General features: G+C 54.5%; 1 tRNA gene. It reads right to left on the bottom strand.

What is annotated here, in order from left to right:
* Position 1 precedes the first annotated feature (1 nt).
* Positions 2-75, bottom strand: a tRNA-Ile gene (locus tag DEO48_RS19410).
* Positions 76-325 lie beyond the last annotated feature (250 nt).

The raw sequence follows: 325 nt of genomic DNA, 5'->3' as shown, positions 1-325 counted from the left end.
GTGGCCCTTGCTGGACTTGAACCAGCGACCGGGCGATTATGAGTCGCACGCTCTAACCAACTGAGCTAAAGGGCCAAAAAGTTGTTGTGATGCCGGGTGCCTCCCGGTGAGTCGTTGGTCAGCCACCGTGACTCGCGCGCACATACCACAGACTTCGCAAGCGGAATACCTCACACTGTTTGCGCCCCTCCGCACAGGGGGATTCATCACAACAAGTAAACACACTGCCCCATCATGCCCAGTGATAGGGATTCTTCCCTGTCAGTGTGCTTACTTGCTGAATGATACAATTAGCTGTTGTGATGCCTGGCGCCTTCAGGTAAGT

Origin of the sequence: Enterobacter sp. CGMCC 5087 (genome assembly GCF_003144775.1) — a bacterium.
In the GTDB taxonomy this organism is placed as follows: Bacteria; Pseudomonadota; Gammaproteobacteria; order Enterobacterales; family Enterobacteriaceae; genus Enterobacter; species Enterobacter cloacae_M.
This window is presented reverse-complemented; position numbering and strand designations above follow the sequence as displayed.